This window comes from Halalkalibacter flavus (assembly GCF_036663575.1).
In the GTDB taxonomy this organism is placed as follows: domain Bacteria; phylum Bacillota; class Bacilli; order Bacillales; family Bacillaceae_D; genus Halalkalibacter; species Halalkalibacter flavus.
In genome coordinates this window covers 1-560 of sequence record NZ_JAWRVK010000118.1, presented here as the reverse complement: position 1 = coordinate 560, position 560 = coordinate 1, and the positions used below count along the sequence as shown (strand labels likewise).

Annotated in this window: 2 rRNA genes; both read left to right on the top strand. The window is 43.6% G+C overall.

The annotated features are described in order from the left end of the window. Nucleotides 1–54: ribosomal RNA gene (locus SAY88_RS24655) — 16S ribosomal RNA — on the top strand; the annotation flags it as partial. 253 nt (nt 55–307) lie between these two features. Then, nucleotides 308–560 (top strand): 23S ribosomal RNA (locus tag SAY88_RS24650); the annotation flags it as partial.

Here is a 560-nt window from a genome sequence, read left to right as displayed (position 1 = left end):
GTGAAGTCGTAACAAGGTAGCCGTATCGGAAGGTGCGGCTGGATCACCTCCTTTCTATGGAGTTTAACTCTAGTCGACGAACAACTTCGGTTGTTTGACGCTTGTGCTATTTGTTCAGTTTTGAGAGAACTTACTCTCAATTTATAAAAGGTAGCTGATTTGATATCAAATAGATCAGTGACTTTTGGTTCTTTGAAAACTAGATAATGCAATAGAAACAATGTTAGTTTTATCGGTATCTTATTTTATAAGAGAAGATCAAACGAGCATGTCAAGAATTCATTAATGAAACAACCTTTTTTAATTTGGTTAAGTTAGAAAGGGCGCACGGTGGATGCCTTGGCACTAGGAGCCTACGAAGGACGCGACGAACGGCGAAACGCCTCGGGGAGCTGTAAGTGAGCTTTGATCCGAGGATATCCGAATGGGGGAACCCACCATCCGTAATGGGGTGGTACCCATACCTGAATACATAGGGTATGAGGAGGCAGACCTGGGGAACTGAAACATCTAAGTACCCAGAGGAAGAGAAAGCAAATGCGATTTCCCAAGTAGCGGCG